The 25,904-nt window shown below is 43.7% G+C and carries 22 protein-coding genes and 3 pseudogenes; 17 read left to right on the top strand and 8 right to left on the bottom strand.

Annotation, left to right across the window (positions count from 1 at the left end; all coding sequences use genetic code 11):
* The first annotated feature begins 703 nt into the window (after positions 1-703).
* The 4 genes from EPH95_RS02350 (at position 704) to EPH95_RS19145 (ending at position 2,969) form a co-directional block, all read left to right on the top strand.
* Positions 704-997, top strand: coding sequence for a hypothetical protein (locus EPH95_RS02350; protein ID WP_142087010.1), 294 nt, complete (start codon positions 704-706; stop codon positions 995-997).
* Between the two features lie 150 nt (positions 998-1,147).
* Positions 1,148-1,405, top strand: a complete 258-nt coding sequence (locus tag EPH95_RS02345) for an extracellular matrix/biofilm biosynthesis regulator RemA family protein (protein ID WP_142087008.1) — start codon at positions 1,148-1,150, stop codon at positions 1,403-1,405.
* A 1,013-nt stretch (positions 1,406-2,418) separates the two neighbouring features.
* Positions 2,419-2,739, top strand: a complete 321-nt coding sequence (locus tag EPH95_RS19150; RefSeq protein ID WP_227004018.1) for a hypothetical protein — start codon at positions 2,419-2,421, stop codon at positions 2,737-2,739.
* Positions 2,739-2,969, top strand: coding sequence for a hypothetical protein (locus tag EPH95_RS19145; protein WP_227004017.1), 231 nt, complete (start codon positions 2,739-2,741; stop codon positions 2,967-2,969). Before EPH95_RS19150 ends, EPH95_RS19145 begins: the two co-directional genes overlap by 1 nt.
* 482 nt (positions 2,970-3,451) lie before the next feature.
* On the opposite strand, the gene EPH95_RS02335 is transcribed toward EPH95_RS19145, so the two are convergent.
* Entirely contained in the window at positions 3,452-3,856 is a 405-nt protein-coding gene (locus EPH95_RS02335) for a YugN family protein (RefSeq protein WP_142087006.1), read from the bottom strand.
* 160 nt (positions 3,857-4,016) lie between these two features.
* Between EPH95_RS02335 and EPH95_RS02330 the strand changes: the two genes are divergently transcribed.
* Positions 4,017-4,397, top strand: a complete 381-nt coding sequence (locus tag EPH95_RS02330) for a TIGR02328 family protein (protein WP_142087004.1) — start codon at positions 4,017-4,019, stop codon at positions 4,395-4,397.
* Here the strand turns inward: EPH95_RS02330 and EPH95_RS02325 are convergent.
* Positions 4,381-4,896: a DUF1722 domain-containing protein gene (locus EPH95_RS02325; RefSeq protein WP_142087002.1), complete on the bottom strand. Its 516-nt coding sequence runs from the start codon at positions 4,894-4,896 to the stop codon at positions 4,381-4,383. The two genes, EPH95_RS02330 and EPH95_RS02325, sit on opposite strands and share 17 nt — an antisense overlap.
* Positions 4,897-4,935: 39 nt before the next feature.
* On the opposite strand from EPH95_RS02325, the gene EPH95_RS02320 reads away from it, so the two are divergent.
* Positions 4,936-5,556, top strand: coding sequence for an NAD(P)-dependent oxidoreductase (locus EPH95_RS02320; RefSeq protein WP_142087000.1), 621 nt, complete (start codon positions 4,936-4,938; stop codon positions 5,554-5,556).
* On the opposite strand, the gene EPH95_RS02315 is transcribed toward EPH95_RS02320, so the two are convergent.
* Positions 5,550-6,017, bottom strand: a complete 468-nt coding sequence (locus EPH95_RS02315; protein ID WP_142086998.1) for an SRPBCC family protein — start codon at positions 6,015-6,017, stop codon at positions 5,550-5,552. The two genes, EPH95_RS02320 and EPH95_RS02315, sit on opposite strands and share 7 nt — an antisense overlap.
* 92 nt (positions 6,018-6,109) lie before the next feature.
* Between EPH95_RS02315 and EPH95_RS02310 the strand changes: the two genes are divergently transcribed.
* Positions 6,110-7,048, top strand: coding sequence for an AEC family transporter (locus EPH95_RS02310; RefSeq protein ID WP_160141554.1), 939 nt, complete (start codon positions 6,110-6,112; stop codon positions 7,046-7,048).
* Here the strand turns inward: EPH95_RS02310 and EPH95_RS02305 are convergent.
* Complete coding sequence (locus tag EPH95_RS02305; protein WP_405127446.1) at positions 7,045-7,719, bottom strand: tryptophan-rich sensory protein; 675 nt, start codon at positions 7,717-7,719, stop codon at positions 7,045-7,047. The genes EPH95_RS02310 and EPH95_RS02305 overlap by 4 nt on opposite strands.
* Before the next feature lie 203 nt (positions 7,720-7,922).
* Here EPH95_RS02305 and EPH95_RS02300 point away from each other — a divergent pair, with 203 nt between their 5' ends.
* From EPH95_RS02300 to EPH95_RS02255, 10 genes and pseudogenes are all read left to right on the top strand, one after another.
* Entirely contained in the window at positions 7,923-8,507 is a 585-nt protein-coding gene (locus EPH95_RS02300; protein ID WP_142086992.1) for a TetR/AcrR family transcriptional regulator, read from the top strand.
* Positions 8,508-8,695: 188 nt separating this feature from the next.
* On the top strand, positions 8,696-10,243 hold the full coding sequence (locus EPH95_RS02295) for a phytoene desaturase family protein (protein WP_142086989.1): 1,548 nt from the start codon (positions 8,696-8,698) through the stop codon (positions 10,241-10,243).
* Positions 10,240-11,094, top strand: a complete 855-nt coding sequence (locus tag EPH95_RS02290; protein WP_142086987.1) for a phytoene/squalene synthase family protein — start codon at positions 10,240-10,242, stop codon at positions 11,092-11,094. Before EPH95_RS02295 ends, EPH95_RS02290 begins: the two co-directional genes overlap by 4 nt.
* A 12-nt stretch (positions 11,095-11,106) precedes the next feature.
* A pseudogene (locus tag EPH95_RS02285) lies at positions 11,107-12,611 on the top strand (phytoene desaturase family protein).
* A gap of 2 nt (positions 12,612-12,613) precedes the next feature.
* Positions 12,614-13,738 (top strand): glycosyltransferase family 2 protein, encoded by a 1,125-nt coding sequence (locus EPH95_RS02280; RefSeq protein ID WP_142086984.1) that lies wholly within the window; start codon positions 12,614-12,616, stop codon positions 13,736-13,738.
* Between the two features lie 13 nt (positions 13,739-13,751).
* Positions 13,752-14,273, top strand: coding sequence for a glycosyl-4,4'-diaponeurosporenoate acyltransferase CrtO family protein (locus tag EPH95_RS02275; RefSeq protein WP_142086982.1), 522 nt, complete (start codon positions 13,752-13,754; stop codon positions 14,271-14,273).
* An 81-nt stretch (positions 14,274-14,354) separates the two neighbouring features.
* Positions 14,355-15,923, top strand: a pseudogene (locus EPH95_RS02270) (efflux RND transporter permease subunit); the annotation flags it as partial.
* A gap of 79 nt (positions 15,924-16,002) precedes the next feature.
* Positions 16,003-17,747, top strand: a pseudogene (locus EPH95_RS02265) (IS1634 family transposase).
* Positions 17,748-17,882: 135 nt separating this feature from the next.
* Entirely contained in the window at positions 17,883-18,449 is a 567-nt protein-coding gene (locus EPH95_RS02260) for an efflux RND transporter permease subunit (protein ID WP_142086975.1), read from the top strand.
* Between the two features lie 382 nt (positions 18,450-18,831).
* The gene (locus EPH95_RS02255) at positions 18,832-21,270 is read left to right on the top strand and encodes an FIMAH domain-containing protein (protein WP_160141551.1); all 2,439 of its coding nucleotides are present in this window, start codon (positions 18,832-18,834) and stop codon (positions 21,268-21,270) included.
* Positions 21,271-21,460: 190 nt separating this feature from the next.
* On the opposite strand, the gene EPH95_RS02250 is transcribed toward EPH95_RS02255, so the two are convergent.
* The 4 genes from EPH95_RS02250 to EPH95_RS02235 form a co-directional block, all read right to left on the bottom strand.
* A complete protein-coding gene (locus tag EPH95_RS02250) occupies positions 21,461-22,462 on the bottom strand; it encodes an LLM class flavin-dependent oxidoreductase (RefSeq protein WP_142086971.1) in 1,002 nt (333 codons plus the stop codon).
* Between the two features lie 18 nt (positions 22,463-22,480).
* Positions 22,481-22,765 (bottom strand): DUF3219 family protein, encoded by a 285-nt coding sequence (locus tag EPH95_RS02245; RefSeq protein ID WP_142086969.1) that lies wholly within the window; start codon positions 22,763-22,765, stop codon positions 22,481-22,483.
* 61 nt (positions 22,766-22,826) lie between these two features.
* Positions 22,827-25,235 (bottom strand): YhgE/Pip domain-containing protein, encoded by a 2,409-nt coding sequence (locus EPH95_RS02240; protein WP_142086967.1) that lies wholly within the window; start codon positions 25,233-25,235, stop codon positions 22,827-22,829.
* A gap of 82 nt (positions 25,236-25,317) precedes the next feature.
* A complete protein-coding gene (locus tag EPH95_RS02235; RefSeq protein ID WP_160141550.1) occupies positions 25,318-25,893 on the bottom strand; it encodes a TetR/AcrR family transcriptional regulator in 576 nt (191 codons plus the stop codon).
* Between the last annotated feature and the right edge of the window lie 11 nt (positions 25,894-25,904).

Below are 25,904 nucleotides of genomic sequence, written 5' to 3'. Positions count from 1 at the left end.
ATTCTTATTATGCTTTACACTATATGGCAACCTCCTTTTCTATATAGATGTTGCACCCCACCTTTTTTTGGTGGTGGTGCTTCTCCGTAAAGCATCAAAAGACACTGCTAGAAACGGATCAATCATTAATAAGGAAGGCACCACCGCGTGTCTTCCTTATTTTTGACATCCATGGAAATGCTAGAGGGTACTTTGAAAGACGTCCCACTGCAATCATATCTACGTAGATTGATTCAAGATAACCTATATAGCAGCTATTCTAATGAATTTCATTGGGCTACCTGTGTAGGCTATTCAGGCGCTACCCCCCTTTTCCAAAGATGCGTTGCCAACCTCGTTATTATCGTTTTTCTTTTCCCTGGAATTCCTGAATGTAACGACTGCTTTTTCCAGCTTTGAATTCATATCTCTCCTTTCATTTTAAAGTTTATTATTACCTTTTTCAATAAATTATATCGAATATTCATATAAATAAAGAGACGATAATTTGGTTCCATTTTCGAAGAATCTTCAAAGGACTTTAAGTGGTTGACGTACCCCTAGGGACATAGTTTAACATCTTAATCAGAGGAAAAATATGTAAAATAGGGTAAATTGATCACAATCCATGACCAGTCTGATCTGATAACGAGTAAGCAAAAAATAACCCTAATGATTGGTGATCTTTGTACCGTCAGGCACTATTGAAAAGGAGGGGGCGTACATGGGTACAAGACACTTCCGTAAAAGTATCAGTAGGGGAAGAAATGGTAAGATTACCAGCTTTCTGCGGAAAGGAAAAGTCCCAATTCCGTGGCTGTGGTTCATCAAGGATAGTGTCAAAGAAATCGACGTTAGGAGCTATCAAACAGGAGATTCGTATGAACAGGTGATCAATGATTATCTTAGTGAATGTCGACCATTTCTGACGAAGAACCAAATCAACGATTTGTCCAACCATTTAATGAATGTGTTTGGGGTGGATGAAAATCCTTATTCTGAGCATGAAAACGATTGAAATTGCCGAAAATCACATAATAACTCGCAAAAGGTATTATTGAAACTGCCAAACCTATAAAACGTAAGTTCGCGGCTTTCTGCTTAAAGTTTTTAAAATCCATGTCCAAAAACAGTTAACTTAACCTTTCACAAAAAAGAGATATATGCCATGAGGCAAGATCCCTTTTTTCATATCGGCTTTGGAAATGTCGCTTTAGCAGATCACATTATTTACATTGGTAAGGCTGATGCTGTTCCTATGAAGCGTATCATACAGGAAGCACGAGAACGAAATGTACTTATTGACGCCACAAATGGTCGAAAAGCGAAGAGCATTATTATAACCGATAGTAATCATGTTATATTATCCACAATACACTCCAAGACACTTCAGAAATCGAGGACGTCGTCATGGACCAAACGATAAAACTTGATGAACTTTTATACATTTTCATTACAAATTTACAGATAATGTTTCAAAGTAGATGAATAATATTCTCGAAACAATGGCAATCTATACGTATACCCACTTCACACTTCTCAGGCTGTCTCAGCAACATGTTATCAAGTATCCCAAGATAAAACATATCGTAATGGAGATAGCCAAATGGGTAAGATCCGCACCAGTTTTTTATGGTGCGGATTTTTAAAAGCAGACATGGATAGGTATTTGCCGGACTGGACAAAACATTTTATTTGAGAATGAGCCTATAAAAGATTTAATATGGATTCCATTTCACTTGTTGAGCAACGTCTAAACGATATTGCACTTCCGACCAATTCATTACTTCCCACCAATTTTTCACGTAAGTGCCTTATGAGTTTGATCATAGTGGATTCGGTCGATGGCATTTTTAATCGCAATTTCCTTCTGATCAGGTTGAACTGTACTCTATAATTAACTTAAATAACTCCCCGGGACAAAAGTGGATAGATGATTCTTCTGGAGAAATGATTGTGAGAGAAAGGTGGAAATGGGAAAACCTGGGAGTCCAAGCAGACAAGGGTACGATATTGAAAAAAAAAGATTGGGAAATGACTGGATAAGAGCAGGAAATATAAGCAGGATTTTTGATATCCCGTGCTGCATCATGAACACAGTGCAGCGAAGAATGTCTTTAGAAGGAAGGAACGATGGACAATTGAAACTCTTAAGTCCGTTTCGAAATGGGAGGGCCGATAGAGTATCAATGACAAATGCTATGCTTGAGTAGGTAGGTTTCTGTATTGTGCTGGGGAAAACAGGCAGTGATTTTTGGGGCGTCTAAAACATCACGAAAACGTCTCAGTCGCCGAAAGACAAGGATTTACCGTACAGACATTGGACCCCTGGAAAGCTGGCCCAACAAGCTGAAAAAGAAGGCATTGTGGAGAGCATTTCGACGAGAAGCGTCTCGCGTTTTTTAAAAATCAGCAGATCTCAAACCTCATCAAAGTAAGGTGTGGTTAAATCCGAAGATTGATGATCTCGAACAATATCGCGAAGATGTTAGGGACGTCTGTGACATTTATCAAGAAGCGCCGATGCGAAACGAGTATATCTTGTGCACCGATGAAAAAACCGGTATCCAAGCTCTGGAACATGCCCGTCCTCTCAAGCCGATGAAGCCAGGTTCTCCGGAAAAACGGGAACAAGAATACATTCGGCCTGGCACGACCGGCTTGATCGCTTCCCGCGACGTTCAAACAGGGCAAATTGTGGCTCCGGTGATTCGACCTACCCGAAAGGAAGGGGATTTGTTGAACACATCGAAAACGTAGTGGCTCGAGATCCCGAAGCCTCGTATGTCTTTGTGGTGGATCAACTTAACACGCGTCAATCCGAATCTTTGGTGCGTTTTGTCGCTGAACAATGCGGCATTCCACAGGATACACTCGGCAAGAAAAGACATTCCGGTGTCCTCAAAACCAAAAAAACCCGAAAGAATTTCTCAAGCACCAAAGTCACCGCATCCGGTTCATTTATACAAGAAGCACTGCTCATGGCTTAATCAAATTGAAATCTGGTTTAGCATTCTGAGTCGTGATTTAATCAATCCGAGAGCCAGTTTTACATCCATTGAGGACTTAGCTTATCGGTTGGCTCAATATATCGATTATTATAATCGGCACCTGGCTAAACCGTTTCATTGGACCTACAAAGGCCGCCCTTTACAGGTGTGATCATTTATTTTAGCCGTTCTGCACTAGGTACATTATTCAATGGGAAAGTGTATTGTTGATCCATATGAAATTTTTTAAAAAAGAGAACGTTGAAGATGAGGTACTCCTTAGGTACACTACAACGATGAAAATATGATGGGTTTATAAAAAATGTGAACAATGAAACCTTTGATCTTAAGTAAGGACCCCTTGGCACTTTTCGGTGGCAAGGGTGTTTACTTTCGGATTATTTACTTTTGTGCTGAGTGCTAATTGAATGATATACAGATCTCTTATTCCTATGTCGATGCGAGCAAAATAACTAAATGGGTCAATGCAAAAGCGTTTCTTCCAGTTCACGTACGAGCCTTTTTCCTTCTTGTACATAATTTTCGTCCACATAGGCGTCTTTTTCTTCGGGGGAGGAAAATTGATTCCATAATGCACTGAACACAGGGCCTGCATCTTCATTAATGCCTGCTTCAAACTTGTGGGATAACAGAAACGGCGTTCCTAAAACGACTGTTGCGTTTCCGTTTCCGACCTCCCCCACTGTTGCAAAAAAAGGGATTCGTAAAAACAGGTAGCCGTTATCTTTATCGGCCATTTTATAATCCATGTATCCATGGTCGTATTCCCAACCGCCTCCCAAATCGTAGCCAAGCGGTTGCAATTGACGTTCCATATTTTTTTCCTTCATTTTTAATCCGTTTATCTGGGATTGCAATTCATACATAAAACACTTCCTCCTTCGATTTCCTATAACAGCGGCAGTATTAGTATTTCTCGACGGAGTGTATTCATGCAAAGATTATTCCGAATGCCATACGGAAAAGAAAAAATTCTGCTATCATTGGTGTGTGGTAAGGGCAAAATCACACAGGGAGGGACCGAACATGCGATTATGGCACGAAACGCTTATTTCCAAACTCCCTTCGCAGCAACTGCTCGGCCAGCATCGGGAATGCTGTGCTCTAAGAGGGAAAGGTTGGGGGAAAAATCATTCTACCGTCAATTATGTTTTTCAATACAGTCCTTACCGGCTTTATCGTTACCATAAGAAAGTCATGCAGGAAATGAAGAAACGCAACTACAATGTTGATCCATTATGGATGGACCCTTTGTACCGTGGGAAGCATTGCGAAGCCCATGACGAAAAAAGCCTGTATCAAAACATGGAAATCTCCAATGATTTGGACTATCCCGAACATGATGACGCTTATTTAAAGGAGTGTCTGGAGAATCTTGCCGCAAAAGGGATTACCATTGATTATTGAGAGTCCGTATTAAATAATCTCCACACCATCGCCATGTATATGCCTCGAAATGATGGCCCTCGAACATCATCGCAACCGGAACTTCATTGAAAAACCTGTCACGCTGCCATAATCGGCATGGCATCAGGTACGATTTCCGGTGCTTAAACGTCAGTGTCTCAACGGCTTGCAGGGCTTTTTCGGGTTCTGTTTTTATTTGATCATTGATTCGTTGCCGATCTTGTTGGGATAGTTCCTGCTTAAAATAACCGAGCACATGGCATAAGGCGTTGGAGAGTTCGGGAAGGTCGCGGCTTGCTATGGTTTGATGCGTGATTTCCGTTTCGTGTAATTGTTGATAAGCGGAAAGCAGGTCCTGTTGATCCGGGCGGAAATTTCTCCTTATGCCTTTGTATTGCTTTTGGGAACAAGCCAACACAAAATATTTATTGGCCGCCCATACAGCTTCGGATGCTTTTTGTACGGTTTTCTTGGTGTGAATCAATCGACGGGGTTTCATTGGAGACTCCTTTGCTTATTTAATGAGGGGAGCGATAGCATGAACATACTGATTTTAGGTGCGACAGGCAGAGTTGGAACAGAAATAACACGTCTGGCCCTTGGCGGTCAACACGAGGTAAAAGTCTTGGTTCGTCAGCCTGAAAAGTTAGCGGAGGTTCATGATTCACTAACGGTTATACAAGGCAATGTCTTGAACCGGCAGGACCTATCGGAGGCGATGAACGGTGTAGATGTCGTGGTTAGTGCACTTAACACCGACAAAAATAACACATTGTCACGGAGTACGCCGCTAATTGTCCGAGAAATGCAAGAGCAGGGTCTTCAAAGATTTATAATGGTCGGGACAGCCGGTATCTTAAACAGCCGTGAAGAAAGCGAACGTTACCGGTTTCAGTCCAAAGAATCAAAACGGCGCTCGACCACCGCTGCCGAAGATCATCTCGCTGCCTACCGGTCTTTGAAGGAATCCGGATTAAAGTGGACCGTTGTTTGCCCGACGGCATTAATAAATGGGGCAGCTGAAGGCCATTATCGGGTAGAAAAGGATTACTTGCCGGAAAACGGTAAACGAATCTCTGTTGGTGATACAGCCGCATTTACTTATTCGCTTTTAGAACAAGAGAAATACCTTCATGCCAGGGTGGGCCTTGCCTACTGATTCATAGGTCCAAAGTGCGCTTGCAATTGTTCCTTGCGAAAAGCAAAAATTTCTTCAAGACGTTTGCGAACGATAAGGGGGTGGGCGATCCGTCCGATGAAAGCATACGGCATGGCATAATGCACGGTATCTTGCATTTCTACACCTCCATCGATTTCGGTAAAGCGGTGTTGATGGTGCCAAAAACGAAAGGGGCCAAAGCGTTGCTCGTCCACGAACCGTTCTCCTTCGATCACGTGCGTAATTTCGGTCACCCACTGTACTTGGACAAAGCGGAAAGGACGAATACGGTAACGAAGGATCATCCCCGCGTGCATCGGCTCTGTTAGATCATCTATCATTTCGAAAGACATATCTCCGGGAGTAATGCTGCCCAATTGCCGTGGGTCAGAGAAAAACGCCCATGCTTCCTCACGGGAAATGGGCAGCTGCTGGATGCTGGTTAAGGTATATAGTTTCATGTTTACGACTCCTCCCAAGGATGATTTTTTACTTTCACGGGACATTCCGCAGGCTGCATAGGGTAAAAGATCAATGTATACAGGAGGAAGATATGGACACCTTCCTGGCGGTATTTCGTGAAATGGGCATGCTCTACATCATTTTTTTGGCCGGTTGGGGAGCCGTGAAGACAGGGCTTCTTCCTGAAACGAGCCAAGGGGTTTTCACGAAATTATTGCTGTATGTGACGCTGCCATGTTTGATCGTGACATCTTTGCATGCTCCCTTCGAAATGGATCGTAGTTTAGGTGTCCTGGCATTGCTCATGTTTTCCGCTTATTTTCTCATAAGTACAGCCTTTATCGGCAAGTGGACCGCCCGGTTGCTGAAACTTTCCAGGGAACGATCCGGGGTTTATGAGAATTTGATTTTATTTGGAAACCAAGGCTATATCGGTGTCGCCATCGTTCTGCAGCTTTTTGGACAGAACGGCCTATTTTTTGCCATGGTATTCAACATGATCTATTTTATTATGATTTGGACGTACGGCATTGCTGTTATGCAACGGGGAAAGCCTCGAGAAGAGAGGGCATCTCTCTGGATAAATCCGGGGTTTTTGGCTACGGCAATCGGACTTCTTTTCTTTTTTTTACCGATGTCATTGCCTCAACCTTTATTTGGCGCCCTCGAAAACATCGGCGAAATGACGATCCCGCTCTCCATGCTTTTAATTGGCTGTTTAATCGCATCTGTTCGTTTGCACGATTTAAAAGGCTTTTTGTGTAGTCCATTGCTATGGGCTACCGTTAGCGCGCGTCTTTTCTTTCTTCCATTTTTGCTGTTTTTGCCGTTTGTTTTCACCTCCATTCCTTTTGAATGGCTTGCCATTGCTGTAATCATATCCGCAACACCAAGTGCTCCGACGGTGAGTTTATATGCCGAGAATTATGGAGGCGATACAGCTTTTGCATCCGTTGCCGTTTTTGTGTCCACGCTTGTGGCAGCGGTAACGTTACCGCTTTTATTTGGGGTTTTTCATGTTTTATATTAACGTCTTCTCCAATTCGATATCCCTTGCAATAAAACGTTAATGGCAAGAATGATGATGCTAATGAGAATCACCCACATTAGGCTTTCTTCATCGCTTCTGATAAAGGTCGCGAGATAAGCCCAGATAAAGACGAGCGGATACCAAATGTCCCGGTTCAGTCGTGTGAATAAAACAGCAACTACAACCAGAAGAATGAGCATGATAATGGTCCAGGCTAGCTCCCCAGTACCTAAGAATTGGGTCATGTCGCTTCGGGCAAAGCCTGTAAATACATTCACAATACTGGCGACGGATACCCAGCCTATATAAATGGAAAACGGGAGACGATCCATTATCCCGCTGCTTTCATTTCGCGAAACGGCTCGATAAAGAATGATGAGGGAGAACAACAAGAGAAAGATAACGACGGTTGACAGGAAGATATATTCTTGGGTGAATGTTATAATCCAGGCACTGTTTAGAAGAAAGTTAACAGGAATAAAAACCTGCGTGTCCTTATAAAGCCGCTTTTTTTCACCATGCACAAAAAGCCCTTTGATGATCCAGATGAAAAGAAGTACATAAATTAAGCCCCAAATCGAAAACGCATAACTTGCAGGTTGAATCAATGCCGGTTGCTCATTTGCAACATCTCCGACATCCATACCCACGGAATAATTTACGAATAACATCAAAAGAAAGAAAAGAATGTTCACAATGAAAATTCGTACCATTGGTTGCGATTGTTACACTCCTCGTTTGGACATTTATGATTATATTAACTAAATGACACGAAATTAAACGTGATCTTAGGAACGATGATGGCTATTTGACCTTTGAACTTTGGCATTTAGCATGTAAAATGATTGTAAAAAGGTTAACAGGAGCACATGTGATGAGTAAACGACAAGCGGAAATGGAAAAAACAAGAAACCGTATTTTAGCAACGGCAGAAAAATTATTTATGGAGAAAGGATATCGAGCGGTGACGACGAGGGAAATTGCCGCGAAATGCAACATTTCCCAACCTGCCCTTTACTATCATTATCCGGACAAGCAGTCCTTGTATATTGCAATGCTGGAAGTTTTTGTTAAAAACATACAGTTAAAAATGGAGGCCATAACTGAAGAAACGATTTCTCAACGTTTGGAAGCCATGCTGGAGTTGCTATCCAAAGAGCATCCTTCAAGCATTATGATGATGATCAATGATATTCGGGTTGAATTTAAAGAAGTCAATCAAATACACATTTATGGGTTGTGGAGACAAACGTATTTAGAACCTTTTATTAGGATTTTTGAGGAAATGAAAGAAGAAGGATCCTTAAGGGATAGTATTTCTCCGGAAGATGCCGCGCGTTTTTGCTTGTTAACGTTAGGGCAATCCATGTCTACATGGAAAAATAAACCGAAATCCTTAGCCGGGCAATTTACATTACTTGTAGACTTGATTTTGCACGGGACGAAAAAACATGAATAGGTTGTTCCGTGCATATTTTTTAATTGAATACTTATCACTTGATCAGTTTAGTAGATTTATGGTATAAAAAAACCACAAAATAATACTGATATGCGAGATGTTGCGGAAACTGGCAATGTATTTCATTTAGATTTATCAACCGATAAGTTATCAAATGATAAGCATTTAATAAGAAGGAGCCAAAACGGATGGAGAAAAAAGTGATTGTCATTGGAACCGGTGTAGCGGGACTCGCAAGCGCGATTCGGTTACAGCATGCGGGATATCAGGTTGAAATTTATGAAAAAGAAACGATGCCCGGCGGTAAAATGTACAAAATTGAAAAAGATGGGTACCAGTTTGATCTGGGACCAAGCATTGTCATGATGCCTGAACTATATCAAGAAGTTTTTGAGCTAGCGGGCAGAGACCCGAATGACTACATCCCTATGGAAAAAATAGACCCCATGTATTCTGTATTCTTTAATAATAACGAAGATGGCTATGAGATTTCAGCTGACTTCATTCAACTGATGAAAACATTAGAGGGGTTTAGCTATGAAGATGCACAAGGGTTTTTAACGTATTTACAGAAAATATATGAAAGGTTTTTGGTTGCTAAAAATCACTTTATTCAACGTCCATTTCGTAAGGCAACGGATTTTTATAACCCATATACCATGTGGCAAGGATTGAAGTTGAAAACATTAGGTAATGCGGATCGTTTTATCGGAAAGCACATAACAAATGAACATCTAAAACAAATGATTAGTTTTCAAACATTATATATAGGCATCTCTCCTTTGAATGGACCTTCCCTGTATACCATGATTCCCATGATTGAATTGTTGTATGGCGTATGGTTTATCAAAGGGGGAATGCACACTATGGCAAAATCCATGGAGCAATTGTTTTTTGAGCTGGGAGGCAAGATTTATTACGAGACACCGGTTGATCATGTCATCATTGAAAATCAAAAAGCAACCGGGGTAAAAGCAGGAAATGAAGAAATTGAAGCGGATTATGTCATGTGCAACGCGGATTTCCCATACGCGATGAAACATTTGGTCCGGGATCCGAAAGCAAAAGGGAAATATACCGATAAAAAAATAGACAAAATGAAATACTCTTGCTCATGCTTCATTATGTACTTGGGCATGAACCGGAAATACGATGGGGTGAAAAATGTCCATAATTTTATCTTTAGTGATGATTTAGAGGATAACCTAAAAGGAATATTTAATGGAGACCGAATCGCTGACCCTTCGTTTTATGTATATATCGGTTCAAAAATGGACGCATCATTAGCTCCTGAAGGCAAGGACGGTTTATATATCTTAGTCCCGGTTTCGGACTTGTCGACAGCAAACTATTTTTGGGATGAAGAAACGATTGATTATTATCGAACATTAGTGATAGAGAGACTCAAGAAAACAGCCGGGTTTGAAAATATAGAAAATGACATTGTCTCGGAAACGTATATGACTCCTTTAGACTTTGCTTCAAAATTTAATGCCTATAACGGCGCTTGCTTCGGATTGCGCCCCACGTTAACGCAAAGCAATCATTTACGCCCGCAAAGCAAAGCAAAAAAGTGTGAAAACCTATACTTTACCGGGAGCAGCACCCACCCCGGAGCCGGTGTTCCAATTGTATTAATGTCAGCGAAAATTGCCACTGAAGAATTGATACTGGATGACCAAGGGGAGAAGAAAGCCCATGTGTCCAACAGCTCATTGCAAGGAGGCTATGTATGAAAAATGCCGATCATTTGGAAGAGGCTTACCTGTATTGCAAACAGATTATCCAACAGCACTCGAAAAGCTTTTACTACGCTTTTTCGCAACTTCCCGAAGAAAAAGCAAATGCAGTATACGCGATTTATGCCTTTTGCCGCTTAGCAGATGACGGTGTCGATGAAGTCACGAGCAGAGAGCTGCAACTGGAAAACTTAAATCGTTTGGAAAAAGAATTACGTTTATTTGAAAAGGGGAAAGAATTGGACCATCCCTTATGGCTTGCATTACGTGACGTGTTTACCAGGTACAACATGGATATCTCCCCTTTTTATGATCAATTAAAAGGGCAAGCCATGGATGTCTACTTTTCAACGCTGGAAACGATGGAGCAAGTGGAGAAATATAGCTATTACGTAGCAGGTTCGGTTGGCTTAATGCTTTTGCCGATTATTGCATCCACATCTACCCGAGAGCTTTCTGATGAAGCCATTAGCCTTGGGATTGCCATGCAAATCACCAATATTTTGCGGGATGTGGGGGAAGACTATCAAGCGAATCAGAAAATTTACTTGCCAAGACAGGAAATGCACGGGATAGGTTATACGGAAGATAAGCTTGCTCTTGGCGTCATTAATGAAGAATTTATATCTATATGGGAGAGAATGGCCAACCGAGCAGAAAACCTATATGAAATTTTTTTGGACCATGTCCATCACTTTGATGATGACAGCAAAGTGCCGCTCGTTCTCTCAGCGAAAGTTTATCGGGGAATCTTAGCTTCTGTCCGGAACAATGATTACGATTGTTTTGGCAAACGGAATGCAATATCGAATGAGGATATGCAAAAAATATACAGCACAATTAAATAACATAGGAGGTGAATGATGCCACAGGCAAAATCAATCGTTATTATCGGAGGAGGTCTCGGCGGCCTATCTGCAGCGATTTCCTTGGCTCAAAACGGCTATCAAGTATCGGTATATGAAAAAAACAATCACCTGGGCGGAAAATTAAACCGGTTGGAAAAGGACGGGTTCGGTTTTGATTTAGGGCCATCGATCTTAACCATGCCGCATATTTTCGAACGGCTTTTTTCAGATAGCGGACGAAACATGGAAGATTATATACCCATTCAACAATTGGAACATGAATGGCGTTCCTTTTTTGCCGACGGTGCGATGCTCGATTTATATAACGATCCGGAAATGATGCTACAAAAAAATGACAGCTTAAGCCGCAGGGATATCAACGAATATAAGGAATTTTTAAATTACGCCCGCCGGTTGTTTGAAATGACGGAAGCGGGTTATCTCCATAAAGGGCTTGATACAACGAAAGAATTGATAAAACATCATGGGGCCATTCCATCGTTCAAAGGTTTTGATCTGTTTTCAACGATGTACGCTGCGATTGAAAAAAGAATTCACCATCCGAAGCTGCGAACGATGCTTGCATATTTTATTAAATACGTAGGCTCTTCGCCATATGATGCACCGGCGATTTTAAATTTGTTGATTTACATGCAACATAAGCTTGGCGCGTGGTATGTGCCCGGAGGAATGCATCGGATCGCCGAGGGCATGACAAAACTCGCGAAAGAATTAGGTGTCTATTTTCATTGTAATCAAGAAGTGAAGAAGCTGATAAAAAATGAACAGAAAAAAATTTTGGCAGCAGAACTGGCGGATGGAAATCGAGTAGAGGCCGATTATTTTATCTCCAATATGGAAGTCATCCCCGCCTATCGGAAACTGTTACATGAAGACGATGCGTTTATTACGAAACTGGAAAAACGGTTTGAGCCTTCGAGTTCAGGGCTTGTTTTGCATTTGGGAGTAAATAAAACGTATCCTCAATTAGCGCATCACAATTTTTTCTTTTCAGCGGATCTTTATAAACAAATGAAGCAGACCTTTCATCAGCACCAATTACCGAGCGATCCCACCATTTACGTTGTTAATGTCAACAAGACGGATCCAAAACAAGCCCCAGCCGGCCATGAAAATATTAAAGTGTTGCCGCATATTCCTTACATTCAAGACAAGCCATTCACTGAGCAGGATTATTTGCGGTTCAGGGAACATGTGTTGTTGAAACTGGAAAACATGGGCCTTCATGGATTAAGAGAACATATTGTTACGGAAGACAGGTGGACCCCACACGATATCGAGCAAATGTATGCCTCGCATCGCGGTTCCATTTATGGCACTTTATCAGATAAAAAGAAAAATCGGGGATTTAAACATTCGAAGCTAAGCGAAAGATATGAGAATTTATACTTTGTAGGAGGCACGGTTAATCCCGGAGGGGGATGCCGATGGTTACTTTAAGCGGTCAACAGGTGAAAGACAAGATTTTAGACAGAGATGGCAGTGAAGGGGGATAAGGATGCTTACATGGTTAATGATCGTCAGTGCATTTATTGTCGTTCTCGCGTTGGCGAGTGGATGTTTCATGTTTTGGAAGGTTCCGCATGTAAAACATCAAACCGATAAAGCGATGACGGATGCTTTTATCTCTATTGTTGTGCCTGCCCGTAATGAGGAAGCAAGGTTGGAACCCTTGTTGGACTCGATAGCCAAACAGGACTGGCGTCAATGCGAGGTCATTGTTGTTGATGATGATTCAACCGATCATACGGTTTCAATTGCAAATGATTACGGGGGGCACGTGATACATAATAGAGAATTAAAGGAAGGGTGGATCGGTAAAACCGCAGCATGTTGGAAAGGAGCGACCGCTGCGAACGGAGATTATTTCCTTTTTTTGGATGCAGATACCCGCTTTCAGAATAGAAAAAGCTTAACGCGTTTAATATCGGCGTATCAAGAGGTTGGCGCACAAGGGATACTGTCCGTTCAGCCCTATCATACCATTGAGCGTGCTTATGAAAATCTTTCCGCCGTGTTTAACGTTATTGTCATGGCCGGAATGAATGTGTTTACTCCTTTAGGTGAAAAGATCAAAAGTGCCGGCTCTTTCGGTCCTTGCATCTTATGTTCAAAAGACGATTATTTTTCTTCCGGCGGGCATGAACAGGCTCGCGGAGCAGTAATGGATGATTTTGCCCTAGGAGAAGCGATGAGAAATATCGGATTACCCGTGCGTTGTTATGGTGGTCGCGGTCTCATAAATTTTCGAATGTATGCAGAAGGTATCGGGCAATTAGTGGAAGGGTGGACAAAAAATTTTGCGACTGCTTCGCAATCCACCCACCCTCTGGTCATGACGTTAATTATTATCTGGATCAGCGGCGGATTTGTTACAGTCCCCCTTTTAGTCAGTGCAGCTCTTATTGGTTCCGTATTTTGGGGGGTCATTGGAAGTATTGCTTACTTGTCTTATATGGCACAGTTGTTTGTCCTGGCCCGCAGAACAGGTAATTTTCATTTCTGGGCATTTATCGTATATCCAATGCTGCTTGTATTTTTTACGATTCTCTACATTTGGTCTCTATTTTTAACAAACGTATTACATACCGTCCGTTGGCGAGGTCGTAAAATCAAGGTTTAAGGTGGGCAGAATCATGCAAATAGTCGAATTATCTTATTTATGGTTAATCATCATTAACATTCTCGCCTGGGTTTTTTTTCATATAGGCATATCGGTAATGACATTAAAAATGCCTGACCGTTGGTTTAAGAATGGTTGGTTATACAAGATCAGAAAGTGGGAACAAAACGGTTGGTTTTGGAAAAATTATTTCCGAGTACCGAAATGGAAAGCCGTCGTCCCGGATGGCGCTAAACTATTTAAAAAAGGGTTTGAGAAGACCAATCTACGTAAATATGATCTTTCGTATTTAGAAACATTTATTCTTGAGTCACGAAGAGCCGAATTGACCCATTGGCTTTGTATCCCGCCGGCTATTTTGTTTTTTCTCTGGAACCCTCCATGGGCCGGATGGATCATGGTGGCCTATGCCCTTATCGTCAACCTGCCTATCATTGTGCTTCAACGATACAACCGGGCACGGCTGGAACGAGTAATGAAGCGAATGAAAAAAAGCGATCGAGCTACACGCGATTGGAAAAGAGGAACGTTATGAAGTGGTTGATCAATAGACCGAAAGTGACCCTTTTATTTTTTGTGATGCTAACCATCATCGGATGATTTACTCTATACGCAAGCAGAATTGGTTTCTGAATTATTTACCGACCTTGCGACGTCTTTTGCCATTGCCGTTGTTGCCATTCTAGTGGTTTGTTCCTTAGGGCTAAGGCCAAGCTCTGCCGGCAGCGTAGCGATTGCCGTACCGGTGTCGCTTAGTGTTGGATCGATTGCACTTCCTTTTACAGGGGTGGAACTGAGCCAAATTTCGTTAATCGGTTTTATTATTGTGCTGGCCATTCTCGTGGATGATGGGATCGTTGTAAACGAAAATATTGAACGGAAACTTCGGGAAGGAAGTTCGCCAAAAGAAGCAGCATGGACCGGAACGAGGGAGGTTCTTGTATCCGTTATTACATCAACGGTTATTATCGTCTTTACGTTTTTTCCGATTTTATTTCTGCCCGGCGGGGCGGGAGAATTTATCCTTCCGCTTCCGGTAGTCGTTATAAGCACAATTATCGCTTCGACCTTTGTCTCTCTCCTTGTCATTCCGATATTTAGGAAATGGAAAGAAGGGCGGAATTCTGTTTCAACGGAGCGTCGGCCGGCAGGGTTGATCGGACCCCTACTGGAAAAAATGAGTAACATTTACAGCCAGAGACTGATGAAAGGGGTCATAAAACATCCTTTTGTCGTCGGTCTGGGCGGATTGTTGCTCGGAACGGCCGGTTTTGCACTTATCCCGTGGATTCCGCTTGAATTGTTTCCGGATTCAGACCGGGAAGAAGTGTTCATTGAAGCATCACTTGAAGATGGCACTCCTCTTGAAGAAACGCAAGCGTACGCACAGGAGATGGCTGATTGGGTCAGTGAAGAACCGTTTGTACAATCGGTTACCAGTTATACAGGTACAAATATTCCTGAACTTTTGGAGGCTGAAGGAAGCAGTGAAGAAAGCGAAAACCTCGCCAATTTTCTCATTTACATTGATAAAGACGAAATTGATGCACGCTCAGCGATGGATCGATGGAATGAGGAACTCCCTGAAGCATTCGGTGAACTGCAAACGTATGAAGTTTCCATCATTGAATCCGGTCCGCCTGTCGGAGCTCCTATCGCCATAGAAATTGCAGGTGAATCCATTTCCGAGTTGATGGAGAAGAGTGACGAAGCCCAACAAATTCTGGCAGATACGGAAGGGGTCGAGAATGTTAATGACGATGTTGGATCCCTTGTAGATTCCTATCGCCTTGAACCCGATCGCGATATGATGGAAGAGCATCAATTGGACAGCAGTGAAATAAGCGAAGCGCTTGCTGTTCTCGAAGAAGGCGTTCCCGTCGGTGAATTTGAGAGAGACGGAGAATTATTGGACTGGCGAATGACGTATCAAGGTAACCCTCTTGAGTTGCTTGATGAAGTGACGATAACCGGCGCCGATGATGAGGCAATTGCCCTTTCTGATATCGTAACGGTAAACGAAGAGATGATTCAGCCTCGTATTCCGCATATGGATGGAGAACGAACGGTTATGGTCACAGCATTTCCTGGGGAACGAAGCGAAGAAGACATTATTGATGATGCTGAAGATCAGCTGATGAATTTGGAAGAAGATGGTTATACCCCATATTTCGCGCCCGTTTAAGCGTCAAATTTAATTTTTGCAGGAATTTGGCCTTCTTGTATCAAAGTGTAGAAGGAAGCCAGATTTTGAGGTGATTCCTGTGACTGAATCCATGGAAGGTATATCGGGCTTTCAAACGGTGCGTCTCGGCTCCACTCCCGTGATTCGCCAATTGATTGAAGAAGCTGGATTGGTCGAACGTATCGATAGACTTTCTCCCGTCAAAAAGGAAGATTGCCAAGTGTCCGTGGGCACACGGATCGCCGCTTTGATCATCAACCAATTGTCTGATCGTAAGCCCCTCTTCAAGGTCGAAGCATTCTATGAAAACCAAGATGTTGAATTGCTGTTCGGCCCAGGCGTCACTGCGAGTGATTTCAATGATGATGCGCTGGGACGGGCCTTAGATGCCCTTTATAACGCCGGGCTTGAAGAGATTTGTATGCACAGCATTCAAGGGGTGCAATCCTGCGTCAACCTTACGTGGGAAGGGCTGCACGCTGATACCACGTCCTTTGTATATACAGGTGCACCCAAAAACGACCCCGATGATGAGGCGTTATTAAAAATCGTCCATGGCCACACCAAAGATCATCGCCCGGATGCTCCGCAGATTAAATTCGGGTTGACGACATCACCGGAGGGCATCCCCGTCTATGCCGACGTCTTAAACGGCAATCAGGATGATAAAACATGGAACGCGAAAGTCATGAAAGCTCTGAGACAATGGTACGAGCCGGATCAGTTGGCCCAAGCGATTTTTATCGCGGACAGCGCACTGGTCACCGAAGACAATTTAAAAATGGTCCAAGGCAAAGGGGATCAGCCAGATTTTCAGTTTTTATCCCGGTTGCCGGAAAATTTTAAAGTGGCCAAAACACTGAAAGAAAAAGCCTTGAAGGACGATGAAAATGAATGGGAAGATATTGGCCACTTTGTCAACCGCAAAGGGGCGGCTTCTTATCACACCTATCCCGCCAAAGAGAAACTGCACGGAAACCCCTACCGGTTTCTGGTTGTTCAATCCGATCAAATGGATGGTCGGAAGAAAAAGAAGATCGACAACCAACTCAAAAATGAAAAGCAAAGCTGTCGCAAAGAGCAAAAAGAGCTGGAAAGCCGGGACTTTGCTTGTGAGGCCGATGCCGAAGCTGCGCTTGCCGACTTTCTCAAGCACCATCACAAAGGGTATCATACGTTTGAAGGCACCGTGGTCCGTGAAGAGGTGCCCGGCAAACGCGAGAAACGCGGGCGTCCCAAAAAAGGGGAACCGCCGCCTCCGCCGGTCACCGTCTATCGTGCCCAATTAGAGCTGCAATCCCCGTCGGAAGAGACCCTCGAACAGCTTCGCAAAGAAGCGTCCATCTTTATCCTGGTCACCAATGCGGGCAACGACACGGCCTCCGACGTGGACCTATTGAAAGGCTATAAAGGCCAACAAACCGTGGAAAATCGCTTCCGGTTTCTCAAGGATCCGTTTTTTGTCCGACGGCTTTTCTTGGAAAAACCCCGCCGTGTCGAAGCTTTTGCTTATGTGATGATGATGAGTATGATGATTTATTCCCTGTTCGAATACCTCATTCGCACAAGCATGGAAACAGATGACGAGCCCCTGAATTTGATGGGGGCGGTGGCCGTCGAAGCATTCGCCCGACGGGCGAAGCTGTCTTAGAACTGCTGGATACCGTCGATATTATTCACATGGAGATCGACGGTCAACTCCGACGGTTGTTTCCGGATAATCATGAGCCGCAATTGGACCGCATCCTCAGTTTGTTAGGGATGGATCGGAGCGTTTATACGACACCGTTTAGCTCAAAAGCTGTCGAAATCAATAGCCAGTAATCATAGCTCGGGCATTCCTTTGCTCGTTTGATGTCGAATGACGAGGGAATGGCTCAACATTTGTCTTGTGCATATTATTCAAAGGCATTCATTCCCTGAACGGCATGTCCATACCAACCAAAAGAAATTACCTGGATGTTGCCCTCGCGAAATCTGGGTTATACGGTAACCATTGGGGGCGAAACAACCGAGCGAACGGAAGTGTTTATCCAGATTGGGCAAATCTTTATCGCGGTTGTTTTCCTCATTTTTATCACAATGGCTTTACAATTTTATTCGCTAACGATTCCGTTCATTTTGTTTAGTGCCGTTTATCTCGCTTTTTCAGGTGCGATCTTCGGTCTGTTCATTACCCAAACCGGATTAGGTTTTATGTCCCTGATGGGTGGAGTGAGTCTTGCGGGAATTGTCGTTAGAAACGGGATTATTTTAATTGAGTTCATCGAACAGCGCAGAAAAGCAGGGATGAACATAAAAGATGCCGTATCACTTGCATCAAGGCAACGTTTTAGACCTATTATCCTCACATCGCTAACAACTATTGCAGGTCTGTCACCGGTAGCGTTTGGAAATAGCACATTGTTCCAACCGCTCGGAATCGCGATTGTCTTCGGGGCATTATTCTCAACGATTCTAACTCTATTCGTTGTCCCGGCATTATATCTGATCCGCGCACATTGGAAAGGGCTTATGCATAATTGATGCACAGCGGTCCCTTGGCACTTCTTGGTGCCAGGGGGTTTTTTATTTTGTCGCGCAGCTCACTTGCCATCTATCAATATCAATTATTCATTTAGTTATATTAGTGCTAAAAAATATCTTAAAATCCATATAAAGGGAATAGATTTGAGACTAATCGCTTATAAGGTGATATAAATGGCTGAAATCATCTTTGAAGTTTATGCATGCATCATCTTATGATAGTACTAGTTTTTGGAAATAAGGCCACAATTTATAAAAGAGGGGAGGCCAATTTCTGTCACTGGGGAAAGGAAAGATTCAATATAATTGCAAAATCAAAAAATTAAAAATTGGAGGTAATTTTATCAGGTATCCAGGATGGAAACAAACAATACCTATCGCTTTGCTTTTAATACTTTGGCCATCCAATGTAATAGATGCTGAAGATCCTGAGGAAGAATTGGATTATACCGATGAATATGACACGGATTACACGGATGATTTTTCGGATCAATTTGAATTCAACATCGAAGACTATGATCTATCTGATTGGACGAATCACGAAGAGTTAGGGGAAGAGTTGGATCGAATCGAGGACGAAAGTAACGGGGAAGTTGAAGTTGAAGTTTTGGGAACTTCTCAAAACGATCGTGAGCTCTACTCTGCTCGTGCAGGAGAAGGAGATCGAGTCCTTCTTATTGATAGTGAAATACATGGAAATGAAAAGTCGGGAACCGAAGCAATCCTTTCCATGCTGGACACGCTTGGAACAGATGATAGCCAAGAGGTGGAATTGGTGCTTTATGAATTGACCATTATCGCTGTGCCAAAGCTAAATCCTGATGGTTCGGAAGATTCTCAGCGTCAAAATGATATTTCTTGGGAAGAAGTAGTTGAAAATCATCCACAACTTGAAGATGCTGAGCCTGCTTGGTACTGGAACGAGTCCGCGAATGGTTTTGATGTGAACCGGGATTTCAATCCGGATCTGGATTATGAGCCGCAGCCTGAAGACCTTCCGGGAACGAGTGCAGATCCCGGTATATTTTTATCTAATGAAGCTCGTATTCTAGCTGATTTATATCAGGATTTAGAAGCGGAATTCGGGGAAGTGGAGGCTTACGTTAATCTTCATCACATGGGAACCCCACAACTGGAAGAAACGGGAGAAGATGTTACTGTTGCTTTAAGTTACCCTCCTTTAGGTCCTGAAGACAATCCAAAATACGACGAGTGGGAAGATTTAGATCAAGATAAGTCACGACGTTACACAATGGCTGCTGCCAATGGCATGGAGGAAAAGGCAGACGATGATGATTATCCGGTTTTGGCACGATATATAAACCCTGACATATTTGATCTATCTGGCATTGCATTAGGGGCATTTGGACTGAATGGGAGCGCATCCATATTATTTGAAATGGCCGGTCAACAGCCACAGACCCCTTATGATGAAGACTTGATTGAAGTTGTTGAAGATGGTCTGTGGGGGATCGCCAATTCAATGGCTGATGGAACGGTCGATGATATAAATGGCGACGATTTTTATGATATTCCGAAATACTGGCCGGATGAACCGAATGTTTCCGAACCGGGTCAATATGCCACTGACTTTACAGAAAATGCAGCAGGGGAAGCACCAGAGGATTGGTCACCAATTTGGCAAGGAGAGGAAGAACAATTTACCGTTCTTGAAGATCCCAACCGTTTACAACATGTCGCCGAATCCGGTGTTCGTGGATTAACTTCAGATGAGGTCGGTGAAATCTTTGGCAGCGCTGAGATGTTTGGATTAGTGCGTGGAAGTAACGTGCAGGAAACACTGTTTGAACTCGGATTTCATATGTCCGGTTCTTCTACGAATGAGAACATGATTTATGCCGATGCACAAATAGAGGATGCAGATTCAGGTGAAAGTTCCATACGTATTATGGAACGTAATGGCGGAAGTGCCGAAGCACTTGCGTCTGAAGAACTTCCATTTACGCTGGAGGAAGATGAATGGTATAGGGTCTTATTGCAAAGAGATGCCGATGCTTTACGTGTAAAAATGTGGCCGAATGGGCAAGAAGAGCCGGAGGAATGGCAAGCGGTTGAGGAACAAGGAAGCAGATACGGGGGAAGTGTAGGCATTTCCCACGCAACGCCGGGCACGGTCAATGAATATGCGTTCATAGGTGTTGGCATTGGCGGCGAAGAAGCACCTCATGCACCGGACGATATCCTTGATCCTGAAGATCCCGGTGACGCACCTGCCATTGAGAATCTCCAGCCAACCGAAGATCTTTCATTAAGCGCGGGTGAATCCGTGGATATTGCATTTGACAGCGAGCCAGGCTTGGACGCATCGTTCTCCATTCGTATGCCATTAGTGAATACCCAGTCAGCTCCAACCGAATTACCGATGACCGAGACAGACGATGGGCACTATGTCGCTTATTGGACGGCAACGTCAAACGTTGAAGCAGAAGGTGCTGAAATTGAGGTAGCTGTCACGGATGAGGACGGAAATGAGAACCGTGAAACAGCCGAAGGGCGATTGGATATTAACGTAGATGAAGATTCTTCAGAGAAAGACATTACGATAGACAATATCAGAACGATGATTGAACATAGTGATGAAACAGGAGAGTTTGCGTCTGATGAAGCTTTCCAAGCTTTATCAACTCATTTAACTGCCGTAAATCACTATGAGCAGCAAAATGACGCTGGAAAAGTTGTGAACCATATGGAAGGGTTTCAAGATTTGCTGAACGACCAGCAAGCCAATGAAGCAATCTCCGAAAAAGCTTTTGAAGATCTGCAAGCACAAGCGAACGCTGTAATTGAAAACTGGGAATGACTTAGGAATGAAAAAATATTTTCCTGTGGTAAAATCTGTCTCTTGCCACAGGGAATACATAAATGGAGACACCGCAGTATTTACGTAGGAAATCCCGCGATATCCGCGGGAAATATGTGAATGTCCACGGGAAATAAAGAAATATCCGCCGGAAATATGTGAATACCCGCGGGAAGCAGTCTCAAAGGCATTAGGATAATGTCTTGTTATCTGTTGAAAGAACTTCCTCGGCAATAAGTTCATACGACCGCACACGATCCTGCGGTGAGTATGTCGTTGTCATGATCATGATTTCATTTGCTTGATTTTTTGTTTGGATCTCTTTGATCTCCGCTTTTGCTTCATTCGGACCACCGATGATCATTCGCTGTTTCATGTCTTCAAAACGTTCCTTCTCCTTATCGCTCAGTGGATAGTCTTTTGCATCTTGGATAGAGGGGACGCCTTGTTTTCCTTCTCCCTTTTCCTTTTGTAACTGCCAAATAAGGGAGCTTAAAGCGATTTCTTCCGCTTTTTCCGTCGTTTCCGCGCAGATGGCGGAAATGGTAACGATGATTCCCGGCTTTTGCCCTCGGTCTCGGGGAGTAAAAGCATCCAAATATTTCTGGACAATGGTGGGGCCGTCCTCATCGCTCATGAACTGCCCGAACACATAGCTTATCCCGTGTTCTCCTGCAAGCGAAGCACTTTTTGCACTCGTGCCAAGCAACCATGGGGTGGGGGAGATGTCCGGCAGTGGAGAAGCGGATACTTTCGGGATCTGATCGTCCAAATAACAGAGCAGCTCTTCCACCAAATCGGGCATTTTATAGACGTTTTGTAGAAAGTTGTCATTTAACGCATTCGTGACTTCCGCGGAGCCGCCGGGGGCTCGTCCAATTCCCAGATCAATCCGACCCGGAAAGAGGGTGGCTAACTGATGATGCACCTCCGCCACTTTGTACGATTTATAGTGGGGAAGCAAAACAGCGCCGGTACCGAGACGAATCGTCTTGGTTTTCGCTCCGATATAACTTAACATAACTTCAGGCGCTGAACACGCGAGCCCCGGCAAATCATGATGTTCCGTCATCCAGATACGCTCATATCCAAGCCTCTCTCCCACTTGTGCCAACTTCATGGATTCGTTCAATGCCTCTCCAGCCGTTTGATTCGACGAAATCGGAGATTGATCCAATATGCTTAGTTTCATGAAAATACGCCTTCTTTCCTAGCCTTGAACTTCGATTAATTTTAATGTGTAATCTCCCACTTGTCCTTCGATATATAAATTCGTGATCGAGGTAAAATATTGCTGAATCGTTCCGCGGAACATTAGCTCTCTCTCCGGCACATTCACATCAAACGTTCCTTCATACAACAAAGTTGTGATCGCGTGATATTCCTCGCTCGTCACCTTAAACTCAATGGTTATTTTATACAAACCATCGACTTTTTCTTCTTCATAGCTTTCAACGTTAATGGTGTATTCATTTAACAAGATTTCGTTTACCAAAGCGATCATCCTCTCTTTCCCAAGGAAAAGGATAGCATTTAGGGGACCGAGGGGCAAAAACTTATGCTCCAGTCCCTTTCTTATGCTTGATGGCAAAAAACAGAAAAGTTGCTCCCAGTGACACAAGTAAAACCAAAAGCAGGGGCCATGTACCAAGCAATAATCCCGGTTCGCCCATCATGATCACAGCCCGCAGCCCATCCACGGAATACGTCATCGGCAGCCAAGCGTGTACGTGTTGAAAGAAAGAAGGAACGAGTTCCACGGGAAAGGAACCTCCACTTCCTCCCAGCTGTATAATTAATAAGATAATCGCGATATAACGTCCGGGGTTATCCAATATCGCGACAAGCATAAAAATCAGTGCCATAAAGGAAAGGCTGGCAAAGCCCATGAAAAAGGAAAACCAAACAGGGTTAGCGATATCCAGGTCAAGTCCGAAAAAGGTGACTCCAAGTAGGGCGATCGTTTGGATCGCAGCCACTGTCCATACGACCCCTAATTTACCGGAAAACCAATTCCAAGCCGTATTGTGTTCGGCCAACGGCTGATAAAACGGGTAGATAATCGACAGCGTCAATCCTCCGACGAATAATCCCAACGATAAAAAATAAGGAGAGAGCCCTTCTCCGTACGTATAATCCTCGGTTTCACTCTCAGACACGGATTCAACGGGGGAAGTGAAAAGGGCTTGTTGCTCTTCGGTTAGCTCATGTTCCAATAACGTTTCAGCCAGTGTCTGAAGGTTTTCCTGCAGTTCTCCGGCACCTTCATCGAGGTCTTCAAGGCCATCTTCAATATCCAAGCCACCTTGGTAGGCCTCTTGCATTTCTGATGAGAGCTCATCTGCTCCTTCGTTTAAGTCTTGTACGCCTTCATCAAGGGATTGCACCTCTTGTTCAGCTTCATCAATCGTACCGTCTACGGATGATAATGTTTCGTCTGCCCGTGATAGTGATTCATCCAGCTCGGCTAATGTGGATCTTGCCTGCGGAAACACTTCCAATAATTCAACGTCTCCATCCCCGATCCCTTCCGGGGCGGCTGCCTGGGCATTTTCCAAATCCTCGTTTACTTCATTCATCCACGTTGAAACATCTTCCTGCCCAGCGGAAATCGTTTCAACGGTTTCATTGAATGCTGCATCGATGGCTTCAAGTTCCTCTGAAAGTTCCGGAGCTGCCTTTTCCATATCATCATAAGTCTCGTTTAAAGCATTTACGGTTTCATCGACTTGATGGCAAGGTTGAACATCCTCGGAATCGATGCCCTCAACGGTTTCTGTAACTGTATCCGCATGGTTTTGCAGTGTTTCATCTTCCGGATAGTTTTCCGCGATATAATCAGACAAGACTAAAGCTTCTTCCTCGGCACCATTCCATTCGCTAGCCATCTCTTGCCACTCGTAACAGACCCCTACAAACGATTCTAAGTCATGCAAGCTCTCATTTGCCCGGGTTTGCCATTGCTCCAGGCGGTCATGCATCTCGCTAATATCATCTAGAACACCTTGTGCATCTTGAATAGGTTGGTCGACGTCCTCCATGCTAGCTTCCAAATGGCTGAGAGAATCTTCGGCTGATTGCAGGGAATCACGTGCATCCGACCAGTTTTCATCAAGGGAGTGAAGGGATTGTTCCAGTTGTGCTGCGTCGTCGCTTTCCAAATAATCGCGGGCTTCTGTTACATCCGTTTGCATCTCATTCAACGAGTTTTCCAATTGATCGATTTCTTCACTGTTATGATAAGCCTCCGCGAATGCTTCGACTTCCGTACGCAATTCATGGGTACCTTCAGCGGCTTCGTTTGTCCCTGCATGCAAGGATTCGGCACCTTCGTCCAAGTCTGCCAACCCTTCCGTGAGGGAGCTCATATTTTCAAGGGCTGAATCGATACCATCCGCAAGCGCTTCGGCTCCATCCTCAAGTTCAACAGCCGCGTCAGCCAGTTCAGTATATGCATCATCGGCAACTTCCATATAGGTTTCCGTTAATGTCCGGGACAGTTCCTCTTCAATCGTGTCCACGGCCTGTGTTCCCATTTGTGAGGCAGCAAAATTAACATCCTCATTGATATCATAATAAAGCCGTCCGCTTTCAGGGTCCTCGTCTTGTAAAGAGGAAACATCTTCAGAAAAAGAAGAAGGGATCATAACATAAAAATAATAATCGGACGCATGGAAGCCACTTTGAGCTTCATCGGCATCCGTCACATGCCAATTGAAATCCTGGCTCTCCAGAAGTTCATCTACAAATTCATCCCCGGCATTCACTTGTTCCCCGTCTAATTCAGCTCCTTCATCTTCATTCACAACTGCGACGGGAAGCTCTTCAAGCTGCCCGTACGGGTCCCAGAAGGCCCAAAGCAGAATGCCTCCATATAAAACAGGGATCAATAGAATGCCGATAATCGAAATAAGCATTTTTTTGTCTGCGAAAACTGCCTTCCATTCGTCTATATAACCTTTCAATATAAAACCTCCTAATTCGACCGAATGACCAAAAAAATAAAATGGTCAATTTTATTCAAAAAAAGAGCATCGCCCGCATAGATCATCGAACGACGATGCCGTTAAAGATGTGATTTTCAAAGACCTGGAATAATTCTTCTTCCGTCAGCGGTTGTTTTTTTTCTTCCCAATCAACGATAAACGCGATGTAGAGTTTGTAGATGGTGAAGGCTGTAACCTCGGCATCCATCACTTGTAAACGCCCTTTCTCCACCCCTTGCGCGATGGCCTGCTCCAAAGCGCTTATAATGAAATCTTCTACCTTCTGCATCGCGGAGACGGCTTCTTTCGTGCCGTGTACGCTCACTTCTTCGGTGAGATGCATAAGCAGCTGGTGCTCTTTCCGATAGTGCAACGTATCATATAAGGCGCGGTGCAGTTTCAATATGGATCGTTCATCCTTCTGTTTGACCCGTTCAAAAATGTTCCCGAGATCTTGTAAAATGCCATCCATTACCGCTTCCAACATCTTTTCTTTATTTTTAAATTCAGTATAGATCGTGCCTTTGCCGATACCGGCGAGTTTCGCAACATGGGCGACGGATGTGCCTTTATAACCAAACAAGGAAAACGCCCGTTTTGCTGCCTCTAGAATTGTTGCTCGCTTGTTTGTAATCACTTGTGAAAACC

This window comes from Salicibibacter halophilus (assembly GCF_006740705.1).
Taxonomy (GTDB): Bacteria; Bacillota; Bacilli; order Bacillales; family Marinococcaceae; genus Salicibibacter; species Salicibibacter halophilus.
The sequence above is the reverse complement of the archived record's forward strand: the minus strand, read 5'-3'. Positions and strand labels throughout refer to the sequence as shown.